Source organism: Lactobacillus sp. ESL1191 (assembly GCF_058504435.1).
In genome coordinates this window covers 1,439,678-1,460,230 of record NZ_CP196365.1, presented here as the reverse complement: position 1 = coordinate 1,460,230, position 20,553 = coordinate 1,439,678, and the positions used below count along the sequence as shown (strand labels likewise).

At 44.8% G+C, this 20,553-nt stretch carries 18 protein-coding genes; 13 read left to right on the top strand and 5 right to left on the bottom strand.

Going from position 1 to position 20,553, the window contains the following annotated elements; translation table 11 throughout:
- Positions 1–53 precede the first annotated feature (53 nt).
- Positions 54–575, top strand: coding sequence for an STM3941 family protein (locus tag ACSYSN_RS07260; protein WP_491712168.1), 522 nt, complete (start codon positions 54–56; stop codon positions 573–575).
- 48 nt (positions 576–623) lie between these two features.
- Here the strand turns inward: ACSYSN_RS07260 and ACSYSN_RS07255 are convergent, their stop codons facing one another.
- A complete protein-coding gene (locus tag ACSYSN_RS07255) occupies positions 624–1,862 on the bottom strand; it encodes an MFS transporter (RefSeq protein ID WP_491712167.1) in 1,239 nt (412 codons plus the stop codon).
- Positions 1,863–2,005: 143 nt separating this feature from the next.
- Here ACSYSN_RS07255 and ACSYSN_RS07250 point away from each other — a divergent pair, with 143 nt between their 5' ends.
- Positions 2,006–2,935, top strand: a complete 930-nt coding sequence (locus tag ACSYSN_RS07250) for a cytochrome C5 (RefSeq protein ID WP_491712166.1) — start codon at positions 2,006–2,008, stop codon at positions 2,933–2,935.
- Between the two features lie 445 nt (positions 2,936–3,380).
- On the opposite strand, the gene ACSYSN_RS07245 is transcribed toward ACSYSN_RS07250, so the two are convergent.
- Positions 3,381–6,431, bottom strand: coding sequence for a TIM-barrel domain-containing protein (locus tag ACSYSN_RS07245; RefSeq protein WP_491712165.1), 3,051 nt, complete (start codon positions 6,429–6,431; stop codon positions 3,381–3,383).
- Positions 6,432–6,588: 157 nt separating this feature from the next.
- Between ACSYSN_RS07245 and nagA the strand changes: the two genes are divergently transcribed.
- Positions 6,589–7,743: an N-acetylglucosamine-6-phosphate deacetylase gene (gene nagA, locus ACSYSN_RS07240; RefSeq protein ID WP_491712164.1), complete on the top strand. Its 1,155-nt coding sequence runs from the start codon at positions 6,589–6,591 to the stop codon at positions 7,741–7,743.
- Positions 7,744–7,843: 100 nt separating this feature from the next.
- Here nagA and ACSYSN_RS07235 read toward each other — a convergent pair whose 3' ends face one another.
- Both ACSYSN_RS07235 and ACSYSN_RS07230 read right to left on the bottom strand, forming a co-directional pair.
- Positions 7,844–8,320, bottom strand: a complete 477-nt coding sequence (locus ACSYSN_RS07235) for a nucleoside 2-deoxyribosyltransferase (RefSeq protein WP_491712163.1) — start codon at positions 8,318–8,320, stop codon at positions 7,844–7,846.
- Between the two features lie 14 nt (positions 8,321–8,334).
- On the bottom strand, positions 8,335–9,135 hold the full coding sequence (locus tag ACSYSN_RS07230; protein WP_491712162.1) for a tyrosine-protein phosphatase: 801 nt from the start codon (positions 9,133–9,135) through the stop codon (positions 8,335–8,337).
- A 154-nt stretch (positions 9,136–9,289) separates the two neighbouring features.
- Here ACSYSN_RS07230 and ACSYSN_RS07225 point away from each other — a divergent pair, with 154 nt between their 5' ends.
- The 6 genes from ACSYSN_RS07225 (at position 9,290) to phnE (ACSYSN_RS07200) (ending at position 14,456) form a co-directional block, all read left to right on the top strand.
- On the top strand, positions 9,290–9,757 hold the full coding sequence (locus ACSYSN_RS07225; protein WP_491712161.1) for a universal stress protein: 468 nt from the start codon (positions 9,290–9,292) through the stop codon (positions 9,755–9,757).
- Between the two features lie 144 nt (positions 9,758–9,901).
- Complete coding sequence (locus ACSYSN_RS07220; RefSeq protein ID WP_491712160.1) at positions 9,902–10,834, top strand: phosphate/phosphite/phosphonate ABC transporter substrate-binding protein; 933 nt, start codon at positions 9,902–9,904, stop codon at positions 10,832–10,834.
- A 294-nt stretch (positions 10,835–11,128) separates the two neighbouring features.
- The gene (locus ACSYSN_RS07215) at positions 11,129–12,055 is read left to right on the top strand and encodes a phosphate/phosphite/phosphonate ABC transporter substrate-binding protein (protein ID WP_491712923.1); all 927 of its coding nucleotides are present in this window, start codon (positions 11,129–11,131) and stop codon (positions 12,053–12,055) included.
- A 19-nt stretch (positions 12,056–12,074) separates the two neighbouring features.
- Positions 12,075–12,848, top strand: coding sequence for a phosphonate ABC transporter ATP-binding protein (phnC, locus tag ACSYSN_RS07210; protein WP_491712159.1), 774 nt, complete (start codon positions 12,075–12,077; stop codon positions 12,846–12,848).
- Positions 12,841–13,644: a phosphonate ABC transporter, permease protein PhnE gene (gene phnE / locus ACSYSN_RS07205; RefSeq protein ID WP_491712158.1), complete on the top strand. Its 804-nt coding sequence runs from the start codon at positions 12,841–12,843 to the stop codon at positions 13,642–13,644. Before phnC ends, phnE (ACSYSN_RS07205) begins: the two co-directional genes overlap by 8 nt.
- On the top strand, positions 13,644–14,456 hold the full coding sequence (phnE, locus tag ACSYSN_RS07200) for a phosphonate ABC transporter, permease protein PhnE (protein WP_491712922.1): 813 nt from the start codon (positions 13,644–13,646) through the stop codon (positions 14,454–14,456). The genes phnE (ACSYSN_RS07205) and phnE (ACSYSN_RS07200) overlap by 1 nt, the downstream gene beginning before the upstream one ends.
- 57 nt (positions 14,457–14,513) lie before the next feature.
- Here the strand turns inward: phnE (ACSYSN_RS07200) and ACSYSN_RS07195 are convergent, their stop codons facing one another.
- Complete coding sequence (locus tag ACSYSN_RS07195) at positions 14,514–15,086, bottom strand: DNA-3-methyladenine glycosylase I (protein ID WP_491712157.1); 573 nt, start codon at positions 15,084–15,086, stop codon at positions 14,514–14,516.
- Between the two features lie 140 nt (positions 15,087–15,226).
- On the opposite strand from ACSYSN_RS07195, the gene ACSYSN_RS07190 reads away from it, so the two are divergent.
- The 4 genes from ACSYSN_RS07190 (at position 15,227) to ACSYSN_RS07175 (ending at position 20,492) form a co-directional block, all read left to right on the top strand.
- A complete protein-coding gene (locus tag ACSYSN_RS07190) occupies positions 15,227–15,712 on the top strand; it encodes a hypothetical protein (RefSeq protein ID WP_491712156.1) in 486 nt (161 codons plus the stop codon).
- A 52-nt stretch (positions 15,713–15,764) separates the two neighbouring features.
- Positions 15,765–17,162: a metallophosphoesterase gene (locus ACSYSN_RS07185; RefSeq protein WP_491712155.1), complete on the top strand. Its 1,398-nt coding sequence runs from the start codon at positions 15,765–15,767 to the stop codon at positions 17,160–17,162.
- Between the two features lie 101 nt (positions 17,163–17,263).
- A complete protein-coding gene (gene asnB, locus ACSYSN_RS07180; RefSeq protein ID WP_491712154.1) occupies positions 17,264–19,213 on the top strand; it encodes an asparagine synthase (glutamine-hydrolyzing) in 1,950 nt (649 codons plus the stop codon).
- A 19-nt stretch (positions 19,214–19,232) separates the two neighbouring features.
- Complete coding sequence (locus ACSYSN_RS07175) at positions 19,233–20,492, top strand: carboxylate--amine ligase (protein ID WP_491712153.1); 1,260 nt, start codon at positions 19,233–19,235, stop codon at positions 20,490–20,492.
- Positions 20,493–20,553: the final 61 nt, after the last annotated feature.

The window sequence follows — 20,553 nt, the reverse complement described above, 5'->3', positions numbered from 1 at the left end:
GATGTTACTTTTTGGTATTATAGTATATAATATTATGATTGGAGATGTGAAGAATGGAAAAAGATTTTGTTGTCTATCAGAGCAAAGCAAAATTGGTTGGATTGGCATTTTTGAGTTTAATAATGGAAATGGTTTCTTTTTTTAGTTTAATGGTTGGGTTTACATTCACTAAATATATATACGTATTCGGTGGATCAATTGGAATGATTCTTTTTGCCATAGGTGAAGTATTTTTCACCAAGCAACTAGCTAAGGGTAAAGAGTTAGTGGTACTTAATCAAGAAGGATTTTATGACTACAGTAGTGCTATTGCAACTAAAAATATACTTATTTCTTGGAACAATGTTACAAAGATTGAAATAAAAATAGTGACTTCTCAAGACTTAGTTTCTGTCTATCTAAAGAATCCTGACCAAATTCTATCTAAATTACCTTTATTAGCACAAAAGTCAATTCAAACCAATGTAAAGATGGGACTTGGAGAAATTAATATTAACTTAAAAAGTGCTAAAGATTGCTCTAATGACCAATTAGTTGAACAAATGAATTCCTTGCTTGCTGCTGCTAACGGCTAAGTATAAATAGAATATTTCCATAAAAAAAGCCCGATTCCAACGGACTTTTTATTTACTTGCCGTTTTGCGCAAACTGAACAGGACAATAAGCATAAAGTTGAGTAGTAGAGTTAAGCCGGTTGTCCAGAAGACGGTGGCGTAATTGAAGAGTCCTGAAATGGTTGATCCCATGAGGGAGCCAACGACCGAACCGATGGCTTGGAAGGACTGGTTATAACTAAAGATCCGGCCAAAACTTTCAGGCGGCGTATTAAGAGTCAGTACAGTTTGGGCGGCTGGCAACATGCCAGCACTAGCAATTCCCAACAAGAAGCGTAAGGCAGCCAGTACCCAAGGAGAGCTGGTCAAGGCCATGGGGATAAAGAGGATAGCTCCGGCTACCAAGCCCACGCGCAAAATTTTTAGCGGACCAATTTCATCCATCTTGTGGCCGATTTTAGATGCGGCGAGCAGGGTCCCTAAGCCGGGAGTGGCAGCGACTACGCCAGCAACAAAGGCAATGTTGTTGCTATTAGGCATCATTGACTTGACATAGAGCGAGACGATGGGATCAATTGACATGTTGGCCGCTTGCACTAGCAGCGTGGTTACAAACATGGCGATGATCAGCTTGACGTTGGGCAACGTGTGCATAATTTCCTTCATTGGTTTCATTTCCGCACGTGAAACAGGGGTGAATTCTTCTTTGACCAAGAAGGTACTACCGAGAAAGACCAGCAACATCAAAAAGCCCGTAATAAAGAACGGAATCCGGTAACCCCAGACTGCCCCCAACCAATTACCAAAGAAACTCGATAGGAGGCCCCCCAGCAGCGGCCCCACTAAGTTGCCGGCAGTTCCGGCCGTCATCATTTGGCTCATGACCCAGCCACTCCTTTGGTGGGGAGTTTCACCGGCAATCAGGGCGGTAGCATTGTTGATATAGCCAGAAAAGGCTCCCTGGATGAACCGCAGTACGATAATATAAATTGCGTTGGGAGCAAAACCGGTGGCTGTGATCGTTAGGGCCATTACGCCAGACGCGCGCATACACATCAGCTTACGTCCCTTACGGTCGGCGAGGTTGCCCCAGTAGGGTGAAACTATTGCCTGGGCAATAAAGGTCACGGCGAATGCCAGCCCGGAATACAGACTGATTTGCAATTTACTGTAATGGCCTAGGTCGGCAATGAATAAAGAAATAAATGGCATTGTCATCGAGTATCCCATGCCGGTAATAAAGCAGCCTAGCCATAAAGTATAAAAAGCCTTGTGCCAACCTGCTGGTAGTTTAGCGGAACTTTTCAAAATATCTTCATCTTCCTTTGTTATTGCACTGACAACATTATCCTTTCCATTTTAGCACAATAAAAAAGATAAGAATTTGCTAAAAGCAATAATTTTACTCAGAGAACGTGCTAGGATATTATTCCTGAAAGGAGGCGGTAGATATGGCTAAAAATTCACGCCTGACCAGGCGAGAATATCGTCGCCGGCAGATAGATAAGGGAGTAAATAGTGGTCCTAAAGTTACGCCCCAGCTGGCTGATCAGCCAACACTCCCCCAAAGTCGAACTAGCTACCAGCACTTGAAACTGAATTTTTGGGAAATTTTTTCGGATCGGCCTTACTTGGCGGTAGCCGTGATTGTCCTGGCGATTTTCTTCGTGATGGCGAAGTTTTGGTGGTTATTGCTGCTGCTTATTGTTTTGGTAATTGCCGGGATTTGGGTGATTGGGCGCAGTCACCATCCCAGCCGTGTTCTTAGTCTTGAGTTCAGGCTGAAAGCCTCGCGTAAATTGAGCATGCTCCGTGCCTTGCAGTTCGGTGGTGCCATTATTATGTTTTTGGCAACTTACATGAAAAAGGTGGTCACCGTTAACTTTTCAACGGCGGGTTTAACTGATGGCCTGCAAGTGGTTCAGGGTGTGCTATCCAACCGCGGCGGCGTTTATGGTCAACGAGGGTCGTACTTGCTGAGTTTACTCAACACGTTGACTAACGGCCAACTCTGGGGCAAGTATCGTTATGCGACTAACAGCGCCCAAATGATGAATAGCAGCGCCGGCCGCCTCATCATCATGTGGATTCTGCTCCTAATGATCGCGCCTGCCTGCTGTGTCTTAGCTCAATTCTTCCGTGAGCCCTATGCTCGAAATACAGCTTTAGTGGCTTCAATCGTGGCCACGGTCAGTTTTGTCCTGACTCCCCAGCTCATGCGTAAGTGGATTGTGGAGTATGCCATGGAAAGCCGCATGGCTAGTAGTCAAGCCCGCGCCGCGGTAAGTGTGGGACCGATGGCTTATGTGGCCATGGCCTGTGCGGGCTTAGTGCTAGTAATTTCTATTTACCGGGTAATTAAGCAGGACCGGTTTAATTGATAAGAAAGTTTATCATTTAAACTTTTTTTATTATCATTTTAAGAAAACGCTTGCAAAAAATCTAAATAGCCTAATATGAAATTATTAAGTAAACGATTGCTTTGAGAAAGAGGTGTAAACCATGAACGTGCAAGAAATGCTTTTAAACTTTTCCGTTCCACTGATGACAAGTGGGAGGGAGCTATTATAGCAGAGTATGGGGATAATCGCACTTATTTTCCTAATCAGTGCAATTGTCTATGCGCTTTACTTTACCAAACACAAAAAAGCAATCTATCAACTGCCCTTGTTATATTCGAAGTCTCTGACCATCTTGCTGGTAAGCTTTCCCGATTGGGTAATCGTAAGCCTCGAAAAGACTAGGAAGCTGGAAAAAATATAAAAAAGGTCTGGAATTTCTTCGACAGACCTTTTTTTATTTTGTCGGGATAAGGATTTTGCGGTTTTATTTCTTTGCCCGGTAAAAGAAAATTTCGCGCGCCGCTACAATGGGACCTGAAGACTGGTAGACCGTTAAGCGAACTGCCTTGGCCTGGACGTCCCGCAAGCCAACTACCTTGTTCTTGCTGTCAGCTTTCCACTGTAGTTGGTCACTATATGCAGTGTAGTTTTCTTGGCTAGTTGAATCAGCATCTTCTTGTGCTTGTTTCTGAGCAAAGGCATAAGGTGTGTAATTGATGCCATCCTCTGAGATAGCGATGCTTACTTCAGTCGGATCACCGCTGTGATCAAGGTTACGGGGAACAAAGACAATTCGACTCAGTTTTTCTACTTGTTCAAAAGTAAAGGTCAATTCCAGGGGATGATCAGGTGTAGCAGCTTCCTCCGTCTGCCATTCACTGGCCAATTTGAGATCGGTTAGGTAGGACAGCGGGTGCTGGGGATTGCTGGTAAAGTTGCTGGTTGCCGTAATCTGCTCAATGGCGTAATCTGCGGCCGCCGGCTTGGTAATTACCCCAAAAAGCTCGGACCATTCTGAAACGCGGTTTCCGCTCACGTAACGGATGCGGATAATGTAGCGCGTGTTGGGGGTCAATTCGTGGCAGGTAAAGCTGGTTCCCGAAATACCTTCGTAGAGGAGGTGATTGATTTCAATCTGAACTCTACTGGGTCTAGTCCAAGCAAGCTCGAAGGAGTGGGCGGTGATTTTATTTGAATCAACAGATGGTAACTTCGGCGTGGGCAAGAGTCCGCTCGTGACTTCATGGACTAGGACTTGTTGGCTGTAAGTGAAATTATGAATGGTGATTTCAATCTTATTGGTAGTGATATCATGACTGTCCAGCTTAATTTGGAGCGCCTTTTGCTTTAACTCCTGGTATTGGCCGAATTCGGGTAGACCATAGCTGCTGTTGTAAAAGATTCCCTCGCGGGCATGTTCGAACGCATCAGCTGTTCCGCATGCCTGCAGCGGAATTTCACGGTCATTGACTTTGACGGCTATCTGGTGCGGGTATGAATCACATAGAATGGACAGTTTGGTCTCTTGCATGGTTTCTGCGCCTGGCAAATCACCCTTAGCGGGATCAATGATGATGGTTAGTTTGTTTTCATCGAGTTTACTGCTGATTTTGGTTTCGTAATGGATACTGTTATCGTCGCTCTCGTTGCCGCTATAAGTGACGGTTTCGCGTTCACCTTGGGGGTAGAAGACATAGTCCCGCTTACCGAAGTCAAAGATACTGCCACCGCGGACAAAAACAGGCAGATGCCACACTGGATAAGTTAAATTATTATAAACCCGGCCGCCAGCATACTTTTGCCCTGTAAACAGGTCAATCCACATGGTTGACTGATCCGGCAAGTATAGGTTGTCCTTGCGGGAGTTGCCATTTTCGTCTTCGCGACCGTTGGTAATTGGCGCGATTAGCAAGTTATCACCTAGCATAAATTCGCTACTGAACTGCTCACTGTAATTAGTCTGTTCATCTGGGAAAGCTAAAAAGAGTGGCCGGATGATTGGCTCACCTGCTTTTGCATGAGCATTGAGGGTGTACAAATAACTGGTAAGTCTAGTATGGAGCTGCAGGTATGCTTGGTTGATTTCGGTGATTCGGCGGTTATAGGCAAAAGGCGTCTTACTAAAGTTACCCTGATCGTCAAGGTTGAACAGCAGGGGGGTAAAGGACTTCCATTGAAAGTCGCGTACATAGATCTGAGCGTTACCACCGCCTTCAGCGCCGTCAACGGCTGCTCCGGCTAACGGCTGCCCTGACAGGTTGGCTCCGATTAGGCCAGCTACCTGGGTTGCGATGTTTTCCCAGTTGCCACCGACCCCGCCAAAAAGCAGTGCAGTGTGCTTTTGCTGGCCCATAAAGCCGCCGCTGCTGCTGGTGAAGGGGTGCTTATTAGTCTGTCTCTGTAATTGCTCTAAGTCGGAAGCGGTGTCTGCATCAGCTGTAAAAGTGAAGGCTGTCTGGTCCGGTAAAGTTTTGCTTTGGTCATGCCAAAAGCCGGGCTGAACGCCCTGGTTATATGCATAATCATTGAAGAAGCTGGCAGCCTGAAGACTAACTTCATTCACACCATAATTAGGAATAAACCAGCTTAGGGGCAGGTGTAGTTCACGATAGCGGTCAATCATCGCCCGCGCTGAGAATTGGTAGTTTTCTTCACCATTAAGCGAAGCCCGGCCCGATACGACACTAGTGTCGCTGGTCCGCGTGTAAAAATTGCTACCGAACTTGCTAGCATTGCGTTCTTTAGCCTGACTGGGTTGCCAGAGTGTAGTACAGAAGTTGCCGATATGACCTAATCCTAGCATGTACTTAGGCAGTAGCATGGGTTGACCAGTTAAAGTATAGTACTTGGCCATCATTTCTTGGGGATTATGGCCAAGTAGGTAAAAACTGTCGAAAACCCGGTCCAAGTGCTCAATTGTGGTCTCGCGCGGATTGAGCTTGCCAAAGTCGTATGTGCCACTCTGCTTGGTATTACGCACCTCGCCATAGCCTGCACTTGACCAGAAGAAGGGTACCTGCAAGATTACGCCGCCTTTGCCGGTAATCTGGTCGCGGGCTACTACAATTTTATGTCCCTTGTGGCTAAAGTAACCGTTTTGTAGTCCGCCGCCAAAGTAGTACTCATTTTTATTTTGAACCAAGCTTTCACTGGTGCCATTCGCCGCCAGTTCCAGCGGTCTTGCTTGTGTCATCCGGGTCCTGTGCAGAGCTTCGTCAAAGATACTCATCACAAAGGGTTTTTGTTCAAAAATGATTTGGTAAGTACCCGCCTGAATAATCAGTGAATCACTAGTTGCCCGCACAGTTGATTGCTCGAATGCGTCAGCAGTGAATGTAGCCAACTGGATAAAGGGCGTGCGAATTTCAGTAAAGTTCTGGTCGGGATCGATCAAAAGTCGAAAAATCCCGTCGGCCAAAATATAAAAGTGGGCCGTTTCACCAGTGGCAAAGTGGAGCTCATAGTAATTTTGGCACTTGCTGGCGCCGGTTAAAGCGCCCAATTGATGTTTGTTTGTTTGCGTGTCGTTAATCATGATTTTTGCTTCCTGTATTATTCTACTTACTACATATTATAACTAAAAAATAAAAACTTTCTTTAGTATTTATGATTTAAACTGGTAAAGACCAGTATATTAGTCTAGAATAATTTGAAAAGACTAGAAGAAACACCTTAAGAGAAAGGTAAAATAAATGACGTATTATATCCATGCAGCTAAATTCTTTCTTGAAAACGTGACCGAAGAGGGCGGTTATCTTGAAGTTCAAGATGATGGCAAGTTTGGTTTTTATTACCCAGAAGATGAAAAGCCGGCGGGCAAAATTGTTGACTATGCAGGCAAGTGGATTGCGCCGGGACTAGTTGATACCCATGTCCATGGCTCACTCAAAGAAGACGTAACCAAAAGCGACTGGGCGGGTATTAATCGCCTGACTGAAGGCTTTTTGCGGTCAGGTGTGACCAGTTGGCTGCCGACCACTTATACTACTAGCGTAGACGAATTGACGAGGATTTGCCAGATGTTCGGCGACCACAAGGGTGAAGAGACTGGAGCGAAGATCCAGGGGATGCACTTTGAAGGACCATACTTTACAGCTGAACATGCTGGTGCAGAAAACCCGAAGTACTTGCTTGATCCTGACATTGACCAGTTCAATGCTTGGCGGGCAGCATCCCAGGGCCTGCTGAATAAGATTTCGCTTGCCCCAGAGCGTCGGGGAACCAAGGAATTTATTCGGGCAGCGGTCAAGGAAGGGGTGGTCGTTTCGCTTGGTCACTCAAGTGCCACTTTTGCTGAAGCTAAGGCCGGTATTGAGGCTGGTGCCACGATGTTCAACCATACCTTTAACGGAATGCCTGATCCAGGGCACCATGACTCTTCAATCTCTAATGCGGCGATGGCTTTGAATAATGTGACCGACGAGTTAATTTGTGATGGCCACCACGTTAAGTCGGAAATGATTCGTACGCTAGTCAAAGTCAAGGGTCCAGAGCATATTTGCTTGATTACTGACTGTATGGAGGCCGGAATGATGCCGGATGGTGACTACATGTTAGGTGAATTGTCGGTATATGTTAAGGATGGTATGGCCCGCCTCAAGGATGGGAACAACCTGGCAGGCAGCATCTTGCAGCTGAAAACGGCCGTGAAGAATCTAGTCGACTGGAACATTGCAACTCCCGAGGAAGCGCTGATGATGGCTTCCTATGTACCAGCTAAGAGCGCTGCGGTTTTGGATAAGTGCGGGTCGATTGCTCCCGATAAGGATGCTGACTTCCTGGTGCTGAATCCAGATATGACGCTGGCAGAAACGTACTTGAACGGCGAGTCGCGTTACCAGGCCTAAAATATTAGTAAACTCAATCTAAAATAAAGCGGCGTATATTAAAAGCTCCCAAAGGCAATTTGCTTTTGGGAGCTTTTTAAGTTTACGTTAGCTAGGTTATTTAATATACCGCACCATCGTAGAAGTTGAACTTTGGCTTGTTGAAGTCAAAGCTCTGTAGTTCACTGATTTTGATCGCGTTATCGCAAACGCCCCAGCTCATCAAGTTGATTGGCTTGCCGTAATCTTCATCGGGAACCACCAAAAGGATGTACTTGCCTTGAGCCATTGCATAGCCGAGCTCCATACCTAAGCCGACATCTTCTTCTTCTGGCAAATAGACGCCAATCATAATATCACTGGACTTGATGCCAGTAAGGTCGCCGCGGTAGGTAGCAGTTGCCCATTCACGGTCATGTAGGTATTCGGGATGCTCATCTACTTTGATATCCTTATACTGGTTATCAAGCGGAACGTAGCTATTTTCCAAGTCGATGGTCGGATTCTCTTCCAGCGCCTTCATAGCAGCCTTGTAAGCTCGGTTTTGTTTGTCATTAAACCAGCCCGCACCAAAATATACTGTCTTTGTCTTGCTCATTGCTTTCTCCTTTACTAATTAAGATAAATTTTACGCAAGTCACTGATTTCTTGATCAGTTAATTTCATAATATCACGTAAGTAGTCTTCAACGCTGCCATATTTTTCATTCATGGTGGTTACAACATGGTCAAAGTACTCGGGGTGTACGGTCTGCAGGTCTTTTAAAATATTTAGGGTGACGTCGTTTGCGCCTTCGGACTTTGCCTTGGCCAGAAACTGAGCCACAAAGTCAGCTGTAGCAACGTTAGTCAACAAGTAATCCTGCTTGATCGTGTCAAGTGGAACACCGAGCGCAGTTAAGACTAAGAGAGCGGCAACACCAGTCCGATCTTTACCGGCCGTGCAATGAAAAATTGCACTTTCTCCTGCAGCCGTGTTGGCCAGCAGTGTGTCAAAAAAGCGGCGATAAGCATTCTGAGCCGATACGCTATTAATCATGTCGTCGTATGCGATGAACATGTGGTTAAAACCGGCTTTAGGATCTTTTTCTTCTTGGTTAATGATCTCATCGATGCCCTTAGAAGCGTCCGTCAGGTCTTCACTGAAGACAGGATCGAAGTTGTAGAAGGCCCCTGCGGGAACCAAATCAGGTTCATGTTCGACTTCCGCTGTACTTCTAAAGTCAACAATATATTTGACACCATAATCGTGTAAAAACTTGAGGTCAGCCTGATCAAGAGTCGCTAAATTGGCTGTTCGGAGCAACTTATGCATCTTGATAGTTTTGCCATCTTTTGTTTGGTAGCCGCCTAATTCACGAAAATTGCGGCCGCTTTTTACACCGATTAGTTGATTGGTTAGTTTTTTGGTCATTAATTCTCCCACCTTTTTTCCGTTTGACTTTTAAAGAACATTTTAGCAATAAATCAAGGTGCAAACAATTATTTAAAAAAGTAGCAGCTGCCTAAACTATGGTAAAATTAACAGTAAAAGGCCGGTATTTTCTAGTTGAGTGAGGACATAAGTTATGAAAAAAGATAAGATTTTAGTTCCCGTTGATGGTTCTGAATCAGCTGAAAGATCTTTTGACAAAGCAGTCAAAATTGCAATGGGAGAAGATGCTCAGATTGATATTTTAAATGTGATTGATACCAGACAATTCCTGGGCGAAATGCAAGATACGCTGATTACGAGTGATACGGTTTACCAAATGACGGAAGATGCTACCAAGTACTTGAAGAGCCTAAAGGATTGGGCTCACGACAACTTTGGCTTTGATAATATTGACTACCACATCCGTTACGGTAGTCCCAAGGCGGTCATTTCCTATGACTTTATTAAAGATCACCACAATAACCTAATTATTATGGGCGCAACCGGTTTAAATGCCGTTGAAAGAATGCTGGTGGGCTCGGTAACAGAGTATGTCAACCAGCATGCCCTAGCCGACGTTTTGATTATTAGAACGGACATTAATAATAAGCCAATCAAGTAAGCATAAGATTACTAAAGAGGCACCTAGAGCTAGTCTGGGTGCTTTTTTCTTTTGATAATGTTAGTTATTTATTCGTTTTCATCTTTTTTAAAATAATATTTTAATGTGCGAATTTTGAATTTTTTAGAAGGAGTAGAAGAGAAAATGTCTAAGATCAAAAAAGTTTGGTTAACGTTGGTGGTATTGCTAATAGCAGTGGGGACTGTGGCCTGCTCAACCAAAAAGTCGTCATCAACTGCCGATAATGGCACACCTAAAGAGCTCAAGGTGCAGTTTGTCCCTAGCGTTGGTGCCAATAAACTTGAAGCCCGGGCTAAGCCTCTAGAGAAATTGCTCTCTAAACGGCTAGGAATTCCGGTCCACATTTCTATGTCAACTGACTATAATGGCTTGGTTGAAGCAATGAAGTCCAAGCAAGTGGACGTGGGCTTTTTACCATCAGATGGTTACATCATGGCCCACCAGCAGGGTGCTGCAGACTTGCTGCTACAAGCTGTTCGTTACGGGATCAAGCAACCAGGTGGCCAGGCCACTAAAAAACTGGTTAATTCTTATCGCGGTGAGATCTTGGTAAAACGGGGCTCAGCCATCAAGCGCTGGCAGGATCTGAAAGGGAAGTCGATTTCGGTGGCTGATGTTACTTCAGATTCCGGCTACGTCTTCCCGGTTGCTGAACTAAAGCAGCGCGGTCTGGATGTTCCTAAGAGTTGTAAGGCGGTTACAGTTAAGGGAGCTGATCAAGCCGTCATCAATGTTCTTAATGGGGACACAGATGCCGCCTTTACCTTTGAAGACGCGCGTAACAACGTGAAGGAAGATGTTCCTGGAATAATGAATAAAGTGGTGCCAATCTACTTTACTAAGCAGATTCCCAATGACACTATTTCGGTTGTACCGAGTATGTCGAAGGCTTTTCGGCAAAAGTTGGCTAACGCCTTTATTGCGATTGGTAAGTCCAAAGAGGGCAAGGCAATTATTGAAAAAGTCTACACCCATGAGGGCTATGTTAGAGCCAAAGACAGTGATTATGACATTATCCGCAAATACAATAAGATCGTATCAGCAATTAGAAAATAATATTGTAATTAGTTGATTTTCTAAAAAAATAATTTTTCTACCTGATTCCCTTTTCTAAACAAAACATTTCTGCTATTATTTTGATAGAATAAATACAGATATTGAAGGGAAGTGAAGGCTATGCAGAAGTACGAGCGATTTGAAGCGTTCATTGTGCTTTTTATCAAGCAGGCTTTTCGCTTCCTCGAAAATATTGGTATTGTTCGTTTTTTAAATAAAAATGTTGTTGAAAGACTTGGGATAATTCACGTTTGTGGTTCTATCTAAAGTCTTTTTTTATGTCTGGAGGGCATGATGAAAAAATTCAGAAAAGTATTAGCTGGTCTGGCTGTCTTCTTGGTAGCAATGATGGCAACCGCGTGTTCGAGCAAGAACAAGAGTGCCGATAATGGCACCCCAAAATCGCTCAATGTTCAATTTGTACCTAGCCAGGCGGCAACTAAACTTGAGTCCCGGGCTAAGCCCCTTGAAAAAATGTTGTCGGATCGTTTAGGAATTCCGGTCCACGTTTCCATGTCAACCGACTATAATACGGTGGTTGAAGCTATGAAGTCTAAGAAGGTCGATGTTGGCTTCCTACCGCCAAGTGGTTATGTTTTGGCCCATCAGCAAGGGGCGGCTGATGTGCTGCTGCAGGCTCAGCGATATGGGGTTAAGCAACCGGGTGGTCGAGCTACCAGTGAACTGGTTAACAGTTACCGGGCAGAAATTTTGGTCAAAAAAGGCTCTAACATCAAGACTTGGAAGGACTTGAAGGGTAAGTCAATTTCAATCCAAAGCCCATCTTCTTCCGGTGGTTATGTATACCCAATTGCGGAGTTAAAGGAAAAAGGCCTCGATGTGCGCAAGAGCTGTAAACTGGTTACAGTGACTGGACAAGATCAGGCTGTTTTGAACGTGTTGAATGGTGATACTGATGCTGCTTTTGCTTTTGAAGATGCGCGCAACACGGTTAAGCAAGACAACCCGAAGATTATGAGTCAGGTCGTGCCAATCTACTTCACGGTACCAATTCCTAATGACACCATCTCGGTGGTGCCGAGCATGTCCAAGGCCTTCCGGCAAAAATTAGCCAAGGCATTTATTGACATTGGTAAGTCCAAGAAGGGTAAAAAGGTTATCGAAAGTATCTATACGCACGAAGGCTACGTTAAGTCTAAGGACAGTGACTTCGATAGTGTTCGTAAATATGAAAAGATTATCGAATCAACCCAAAAATAAGATATAGAGGAAGTATATAATGGCAGATTCTGCAGTTGAGCCAATCATTGAATTAAAAAAGGTTAAAAAGGTTTATGGTAAAGACGTTGTTGGGCTAAAAAACGTCGATTTAGCTATTAATAAAGGCGAATTTGTCGTAATTGTTGGGTTATCGGGTGCCGGTAAGTCCACTCTGCTGCGCTCGATCAACCGTCTCATCGATGTGAGTGCGGGTGATATCTTAATTAACGGTGAATCGATTACCAAGGCCAAGGGCAAGCAACTACGCATGCTGCGCCGCAACATCGGGATGATCTTTCAGAGTTTTAACTTGGTTAAACGCTCTAGTGTCTTGCGCAATGTATTAACGGGTCGGGTAGCCTACTATCCCACCTGGAAGAGCAGTTTAAACTTGTTTACCAAGGAAGATAAGCAGCGTGCCTATGAAGCCTTGCAGCAAGTTGACTTGGCCGATAAGGTCTATTCGCGGGCTGATGAGCTGTCGGGTGGTCAGCAACAACGGGTTGCGATTGCCCGGGTATTGACCCAAAATCCCGACATTATCTTGGCGGATGAACCGACTGCCTCACTTGACCCGCAGACTTCGCGCCGCGTCTTGAGCGATCTTAAGATGCTCAACGAAAAGCATGGCATGACTGTGGTCATCAATTTGCATAGTGTCCAATTGGCCCGTGAATTTGGCCAGCGGGTAATCGGGGTCCGCGCCGGTGAGATTATCTACGATGGCAAGATGAGTGACACGCCGGAGTCGACTTTTAAGCAAATATACAGTGGCGGTGATGAAGATGAGTAAGACTGAGCGTGATCAGCTGCTGACCCTGCCAAGAAAGAAGTTCAACTTTTTAAACCTCATTTGGTTAATCATCTTTATTGGCGGTATCTTCGTTTCAACTGATGTCACTAAGACAAGTTTGGGTGCTTTTTTTGCCAATTTTAGCCAATTTACCGACATTTTTGTACAGATGATGCATCCGGATTGGTCCTACCTGGGGACAGTGGTTCCGCTACTCCTTGAGACTATCAAAATGGCTATCTTGGGTACGGTGATTGGTTCAATGGTGGCCTTTATCTACGCCTTGCTGATTGCCCGCAATATTGTCAAAAACAAGGCTGTAACTGGTGTTTTGCGGATAATAATGAATATCATCAGGACGGTCCCAGACCTCCTACTCGGGGCGATTTTTGTTGCTATTGTCGGCATCGGCCCAGTTGCCGGTGTGCTGGCGCTAGCAATTGCCACTTTTGGTATTGTCGTCAAGCTCTTTTATGAAGCAATCGAAACGATTGACCCGGGGCCCATAGAGGCTTTGACCGCAGTTGGGGCTAACAAGTTGCAAATCATTGTATTTGCGGTGTTACCGCAGGTGATGACCTACTTTATTTCATATTGCTTGTATGCTTTTGAGATTAACGTCCGGGCGTCAACTGTCCTTGGTTATATCGGTGCCGGCGGGATTGGCCTGTACCTGCAACAGACCCTGCAAGTCTTTGACTATGGGAAGACTGGCACCATCATTATTGTGATTATCGTGGTGGTGGTCCTGATTGATTATGCTTCGTCTAAATCACGGGAGGCGTTGATGGAATGATGGATACTACAATGAAAAAACTGCCCCCAAAACCAGTAGAGACGAAGAAGCGGCTGCTGCACTGGGCAGTGGCTGTAATCACGGCAGCTTTAATCGTTTGGTCATGTACTGGAATTGATTTTGGCGGCATTAAAGAAACTGCCGGCCAGATTGCGGGCGCAATCTTTGGGGGAATCTTTCATCCAGACTGGTCTTACGTATACAACGGAACCGGTGAGGACCTAGTTTCCCAATTATGGGAAACCGTCTGTATTGCCTTTTTAGGAACATTTATCTCAGCAATCATTTCACTACCGTTTGCCTTTTGGGCGGCCCATACCAAGCATAAGAAGTGGTATGTTTCGCGTACGGGAAAGATTGTGCTGGCAATTATCCGGTCGTTTCCCGAGATCGTGTTGGCTTTAATGTTTATCAAGGCGGTTGGGCCGGGTTCAGCTGCCGGTGTGCTAGCACTGGGCTTTCACTCAGTGGGGATGCTGGCTAAGCTCTTCTCCGAAGCGATTGAGAATCTAGAAGATGGTCCGAACGAGGCGGTAACAGCAGTTGGTGGTTCAAAGACTAACATTATCATGTTTTCAACGCTGCCCAACCTCTTGCCAGCGCTGATTTCCAACACCTTGTACCGGTTCGACGTTTCGATTCGGTCGGCTTCCATTCTCGGCCTGGTTGGTGCTGGCGGAATCGGTTATCCGCTGATTATTGCCTTGCAATATCGGCAGTGGAACCGGGTGGGCATCATCCTGCTTGGTATTATTCTGATGGTCATTGTGATTGACGGGATTTCCGGTTGGATTCGGAAAAAGCTGGTTTAAAAATTCATCAACTTAAAAAGATGTCGTATCAACCCTGTGGGGTGCGGCATCTTTTTATTATTCTTTATTCGTATACTTGAAGCTGCAACTTTCTAAGTGGTCATTGATGAGGCCAATAGCTTCTAAAAAAGAATAGATGACCACGGGACCGACAAAGGTAAAGCCGTCTTGCTTCATTTGTTTGGCCAGCTTCTGGGCAATCTGACTTGTCGTCGCCACTTCGGTAGCTGTTTGCGGGTGGTTGATGATGGGTTTTTTAATAAAATCTTGCAGGTAACTGGCAAAGCTGCCATGTTTGGCCTCAATAGTTAATATTGCCCGTGCATTTTGGATGGCGGCCACAATTTTACGCCGGTTGCGAATGATGGACGCATCCTGCATCAGTCTGTTCACGTCAGTGTCGGCCATCTGTGCTACTGCGGCCGGTTTGAACTGCCTAAATGCCTTCCGCAAGTTCTCGCGCTTGTGTAAGATCGTAGTCCAGCTGAGGCCCGACTGAAATGATTCAAGCACGAGCATTTCATATAAGTACTGCTCGTTTAGGTTGAGCTTGCCCCATTCGTGGTCGTGATATGCTTCAACTAAGGGGTCGTTTGGCTTGCTCCATGAGCAACGGGTGATGAGGGTCAATTGCTTTCTCCTTTAGAAAATTTAAGCAGTTTGCTCAAGCTTTAATTTTAAAGCAATTATAAAAGAATAAAAAATTCTGCCGCAAAAAGTGCATTAAGGCTTTTTTTGGTATAATATGGAATGAACTTGAGGAGGATACCATGGAAAAGTTAGATATAATGACCTTGGCCGATGATTTGGCCACAAATCAAGAGAGTATTTTGAATAAAGAAAAAGACTTTGATGCAGAGGCCGTTTATCAGGCGATCGACCACTTGCATGTGTTGCAAAGGCCAATTAAAGAGTACTTTGAATTAACCGAAGAGCAGTATTATGAGACCGAGAGTGACCATAAGCTGCCCCTGATTGACTTAGCTGATAAGCTGACTGACCTGCACGAGCGCGTCTTAACCAATCATGTAGATGGCTTTGTTGATCAGAACAAAATTAATCTGACTTATAATCATGAGAATCCTTATGAGGACGATTATTATAATGAGTTGATTGATTTACACGTTGTTACCTATAGTTTAAAGGTAATCGGTGCAGTTCAAGCGGTTGCGCCTAAAGTATTACAAGAAGTATTATCCAAGGATGCAGTTTTGTCAATCGGTTTAGCAGCGCATGCTTTGGCAAGTAATGCATAATTGTTAAAGCTGCGGCAGGGCCCCAGCTTTTTCTTTGTCTTGAGGCAGAATCATGAGTGTTTTTAAATATGCTAAAGGGTTAATCAAGCAGGCGCGAGAACTTCAAAAAAGGCCCCTGTTTAACAAGAAGGATGAGTTGCTCGATCCAATGCAGACCTATGTCAAGGTAGGCGAGTATAACGTTGGTCAAGAACAGCAGACACCTGGTGGACAGCCCTATAATCTGACAGTCTACCAGGATGAGGATGGTATCTTGCACCAAGCCCTTAGTCCCCAAAAGACAGAAAATTTAGAACCGGAATACGTGCGCACGTATAGCCCTGAACTGGGGCGCTACCGGGCCTTTGTTAACCGTAAAACCGGGCGCCGCTACGTGGTTGAGGAATATCTCGACCGCTTTGTTGAGCGGGTGCAGGGACATGTGCGGCGCGGCAAGAATTCGGTCAATATTAGTGTTATTACTGATACTCACTATAAGGACCGTAATAGTCTCGACTTTTACGGTTGGAATGGGCTAACTCACGTCAATGAGTTTTCTTATCTTGACCAGTCTGGACTAGTCGATTTAAAAGTTCATTTAGGCGATTGGATTGATGGGTCTGATACCGGCTTTATCGGTGAAAGTGAACTAATCAAACTGCGCGATGCCTTCAAGTCTAAGCAGGTGCCAAGCTTGCTGATCAAGGGTAACCATGATGAAAACGACAAGTATGATGAACACCATGATATGAAGGCATCTTTTCCCGAGAACGAATTCGAAAACATTATGTGGCCGACTTTATATAACCAAAGAGGGGTGCACTATATTTCCCGCCGGCATGGCGTCAGTTATTATGATGTGGATGATGTCCGCTTTATTACTGTCAACACGACGGATTTGCCTTATCTATTAAATGCTCAGGGTCAAAAGCACTATGATGCCAAAATCACGCTAGCGGTACGCGAAGACCAGATTGAAGAAATTATCGAAATTCTGCAACAGTCTTCAAACAAGCAGATTGTGTTCATGAGTCATGCCAACCCGATCAATCGCAAGGGTTCAAATGCTTTGAAGTATAACGGCCGTTCTTTGCATGAGTTGTTAGTTGCCTTCAACCAGGGCGAAAAGGGACAGATGCATTCTATCCGCGGGATTCCGCCTGAATTTCGCTTGGCTAATGCCTTTGACTTTACCAATGTTAAAAATGCGCGGATTATTGCCTACTTCTGTGGTCACCGTCACCGCGAAGACCAGTACCGCATTAACGGCATCCAGTACATCTTGTTCAACTGCTCGGCCCTCATGGGTGCTAATCATACGTTAACGACGAAGTATAACAAGAATTGGAATCGCCAGCTTGACCACCAGACCGAGTTTGCTGGCTACGTGGTCAATATTGACCTGCACCGGCACTTCATTCAGGTGTTCGGCTATGGTGCAGCAGGTAGGAGAAGATTCTTCTACGTCTGATCAAGCAAGCTGGTGAGTTTGGTAAATAGTGGTTTTTAGCATATAATGGAACAGTTAGACTTGTACGAAGATAAATAAAGATTAATTAAAGGACGATCACTATGTGCGGAATTGTCGCATTTTATAATCCAGATATCAATGATAAGCAAGCGGCCATTGGCAAGATGATGGCTACCATTAAGCACCGCGGTCCTAACTCAGACGGCTACTACACGAATGATCAAGTTGCCTTGGGCTTTAGACGGCTGTCAATTATTGACTTGCGCGGTGGTAGTCAACCAATCTACAATGAAGATCAAACTCGGGCAATTATCTTTAATGGTGAAATCTATAACTTCAAGCCACTGCGAAAAGAGCTACTTGCTGCTGGCCATACTTTCTCAACTAAGACCGATACGGAAGTGCTTTTGCATGGTTTTGAGGAATGGGGGATGGACGGTCTCTTAAAGCGGGTACGGGGCATGTTTGCCTTTGTTATTTGGGATGATAATACCCAAACCATGTACGGTGCCCGTGACTTTTTTGGGATTAAACCGTTATATTATAGTGACGAAAACGGCCACCTGATTATGGGTTCAGAGATCAAGAGTTTTTTGGCCTATCCCGGCTTTAAGCGCAGGTTGAATACTACTGCTGTTAAGCCTTATCTGATGAACCAGTATAACGACCTTAATGAGACCTTTTTCAAGGGCATCCACCGCTTCCCAGCCGGTCATTGGTTTGAGTACCAGGGCGGTAAGCTGAAGCTTCACCAGTATTGGGATGCTGAGTACAAGGCCAATAGTTTAAGTTTTGAGGAGACAGTTAATCGAATTAATGAAGACCTCCAAGAAACCGTCAAACTCTACCATAATGCTGATGTTCCGGTCGGAGCCTTCTTGTCAGAGGGGGTTGATTCCAGTTACATTACCAGTATTTTGAACCCTGATGATGTCTTTTCCATTTCCTTTGATGATGCAACTTATGATGAGGCGTCAAAGGCGAAGGCATTAGCGGACATTAAGGGCTGGAAGTTTTTTGCCGATAAGGTAAATGCCGATGAAGCCATGCATGACTTTGCCGAGATGCAGTATCACATGGATGAACCTGACGCTAACCCATCAATTATTCCCTTGTGGTATCTGTGCAAGTTAGCACGTAAGCATGTGACGGTTGCCTTATCGGGTGAAGGTGCTGACGAATTGTTTGCCGGTTACGTCAACTATGGTATGCATACGCATAACAGTGTGATTAAAGCCTTTACGTCGCAGTTCAAGAAGTTGCCTCCAAAGAGTAAGCTCAAACTGGCCCGCCGGATCAAAAAGCTGCCAAATTTTCCGGGCAAAGTACACTTATACACCAACCTGGCTGAACCCAGCGAATTTTATGTAGGGCAATCAGTAATCTATGATATGGACTATCCTACGATCTTTACGTCTGACGATGCTAATGGGATTCTTAAGCCGTCATACCGCAACAAGCTGACGGTCAACAGTATCTACCAAAATGACTTTAAGAAGGTCAAGGACCTCGACAACGTTCGACAAATGCAGTATATTGACTTACACCATTTTATGCTCAATGACATTGAGCAGAAGGCAGATAAGATTTCCATGGCGCATTCACTAGAATTGCGGGTACCATACTTAGACAAAAAGATTGCGGAACGGGCCAATTCCATTCCGACTGACTATCTGGTCAACAAGTATGATACCAAATATGCTCTGCGTAAGGCCGCAGAAAAAGTCTTACCAGATGAATGGGCCCAGCGACCAAAATTGGGGTTCCCTACCCCGATTAAGCAATGGCTGCAGGAACCGCGCTTTTACAAGCAAGTCAGGGAACTCTTCAGTGAGGACTTTGTTGCCGATATTTTTGATCAAGAGCAGATTTTGCGCTTGCTCGATGATAATTACCACGGCGATGGCTCACACCGTCGCCAGGTCTGGACCATCTACACCTTTCTAGTTTGGTACAAGCTATTCTTCGTCGATTACGAAGGCACAGTAGCCAATTTCCAGCATGTGCAACCAGAAGTAGCTAGTTTGATTGAACAAGGAAAGCTAGTTTAATTAGGAGCAAAATTTGATAATGAAGCAGGACTTTACACCGATCTTACTTGGCAGTGATATTAATGTTTACGGCATGGCTCGCTCCTTTCATGAGGAATACGGCATTACTGTTAAAGCGTTAGCTGATAGCCAATTAGCAGCTACGCGTTATTCCAAAATCGTGCGAGTTGAATTGCACCATGGTTTTAGTGAGGATCCCACCTTTATCGAGGTAATGCGCCAGCAAATGGCTCACTACCGCGACCATCAAGAGCCCGTTATGCTGATTGCCTGTGGTGATGGCTACGCTGAACTGCTGTCCAAGCATAAGGCTGAGTTAGAAGAGGTCTTCGTTGTTCCCTATATTGAACACGACTTGTTGGAAAAGTTGATTTCTAAGGAAGGCTTTTACCAGATTGCAGAAGAATATGGCTTGCCGTATCCGAAGACCAAGATTGTGACTATAGCTGATTATCAGGCGCAAGACTATTTATCGCTGCCTTTTGGCTACCCATTAGAACTTAAACCAGAAGACCCGGTAGCTTGGCTTGATGTTCACTTTGAAGGTCGCAAAAAGGCGTTTACCATTCATAATGAAGCTGAACTGCAAGATATTGTGGGCAAGATTTATGATAATGGCTATCGGGCCGACTTGATTTTGCAAGACTTTATTCCCGGTGATGATTCCAATATGCGGGTGTTAAACGCCTATGTTGATAAGCATCACCACATTAAGATGATGTGCCTGGGGCACCCGCTCTTAGAGGATCCAACGCCGCAGGCGATTGGTAACTACATGGCAATTCTGCCAGAATATAACGAAAAATTATACGAGCAGGTTGAAGCATTTTTAGAGAAGTTAAATTATGTTGGCATGGCCAACTTTGATATTAAGTATGATAATCGCGATGGTAAGTTCAAGTTCTTCGAAATTAATTTGCGGCAAGGGCGGTCCAGCTTTTATGTTACTTTAAACGGCTACAACCTAGCCAAATGGTATGTTGACGACTATATTAATGATAGCCTGAAGGATCAGGAGACCGTTTACGGTAACAAGTTGCAAGCGCAGCAAGTTCTGTGGCTGGGTATCCCGGTGAAGGTATTCAAGCGTTACACTGTTAACAATGAGGCCAAAGGTGCGGCCGAGGAGTTAATCCATGAAGGGCGTTACGGTACAACGGTCTTTTATGACCAAGATCATAGCTTTAAACGCTGGCTACTCATGAAGTACATGTTCCATAACTATTATGCCCGCTACAAGAAGTATTTCCAGGTGAACAAAGGGCAATTTTTCGAATAAAAGGATGAATCCAAACCATAGAAGATGACGGTGCAATTATTTGCCTGTTATCTTTTTTGCT

Excerpts from the sequence above, each read along its gene's own strand:
- ACSYSN_RS07260 (WP_491712168.1), top strand. The coding sequence starts at position 54 with ATGGAAAAAGATTTTGTTGTCTATCAGAGCAAAGCAAAATTGGTTGGA.
- ACSYSN_RS07250 (WP_491712166.1), top strand. The coding sequence starts at position 2,006 with ATGGCTAAAAATTCACGCCTGACCAGGCGAGAATATCGTCGCCGGCAG.
- ACSYSN_RS07245 (WP_491712165.1), bottom strand. The coding sequence starts at position 6,431 with ATGATTAACGACACGCAAACAAACAAACATCAATTGGGCGCTTTAACC.
- nagA (WP_491712164.1), top strand. The coding sequence starts at position 6,589 with ATGACGTATTATATCCATGCAGCTAAATTCTTTCTTGAAAACGTGACC.
- ACSYSN_RS07235 (WP_491712163.1), bottom strand. The coding sequence starts at position 8,320 with ATGAGCAAGACAAAGACAGTATATTTTGGTGCGGGCTGGTTTAATGAC.
- ACSYSN_RS07230 (WP_491712162.1), bottom strand. The coding sequence starts at position 9,135 with ATGACCAAAAAACTAACCAATCAACTAATCGGTGTAAAAAGCGGCCGC.
- ACSYSN_RS07225 (WP_491712161.1), top strand. The coding sequence starts at position 9,290 with ATGAAAAAAGATAAGATTTTAGTTCCCGTTGATGGTTCTGAATCAGCT.
- ACSYSN_RS07220 (WP_491712160.1), top strand. The coding sequence starts at position 9,902 with ATGTCTAAGATCAAAAAAGTTTGGTTAACGTTGGTGGTATTGCTAATA.
- ACSYSN_RS07215 (WP_491712923.1), top strand. The coding sequence starts at position 11,129 with ATGAAAAAATTCAGAAAAGTATTAGCTGGTCTGGCTGTCTTCTTGGTA.
- phnC (WP_491712159.1), top strand. The coding sequence starts at position 12,075 with ATGGCAGATTCTGCAGTTGAGCCAATCATTGAATTAAAAAAGGTTAAA.
- phnE (WP_491712158.1), top strand. The coding sequence starts at position 12,841 with ATGAGTAAGACTGAGCGTGATCAGCTGCTGACCCTGCCAAGAAAGAAG.
- phnE (WP_491712922.1), top strand. The coding sequence starts at position 13,644 with ATGGATACTACAATGAAAAAACTGCCCCCAAAACCAGTAGAGACGAAG.
- ACSYSN_RS07190 (WP_491712156.1), top strand. The coding sequence starts at position 15,227 with ATGGAAAAGTTAGATATAATGACCTTGGCCGATGATTTGGCCACAAAT.
- ACSYSN_RS07185 (WP_491712155.1), top strand. The coding sequence starts at position 15,765 with ATGAGTGTTTTTAAATATGCTAAAGGGTTAATCAAGCAGGCGCGAGAA.
- asnB (WP_491712154.1), top strand. The coding sequence starts at position 17,264 with ATGTGCGGAATTGTCGCATTTTATAATCCAGATATCAATGATAAGCAA.
- ACSYSN_RS07175 (WP_491712153.1), top strand. The coding sequence starts at position 19,233 with ATGAAGCAGGACTTTACACCGATCTTACTTGGCAGTGATATTAATGTT.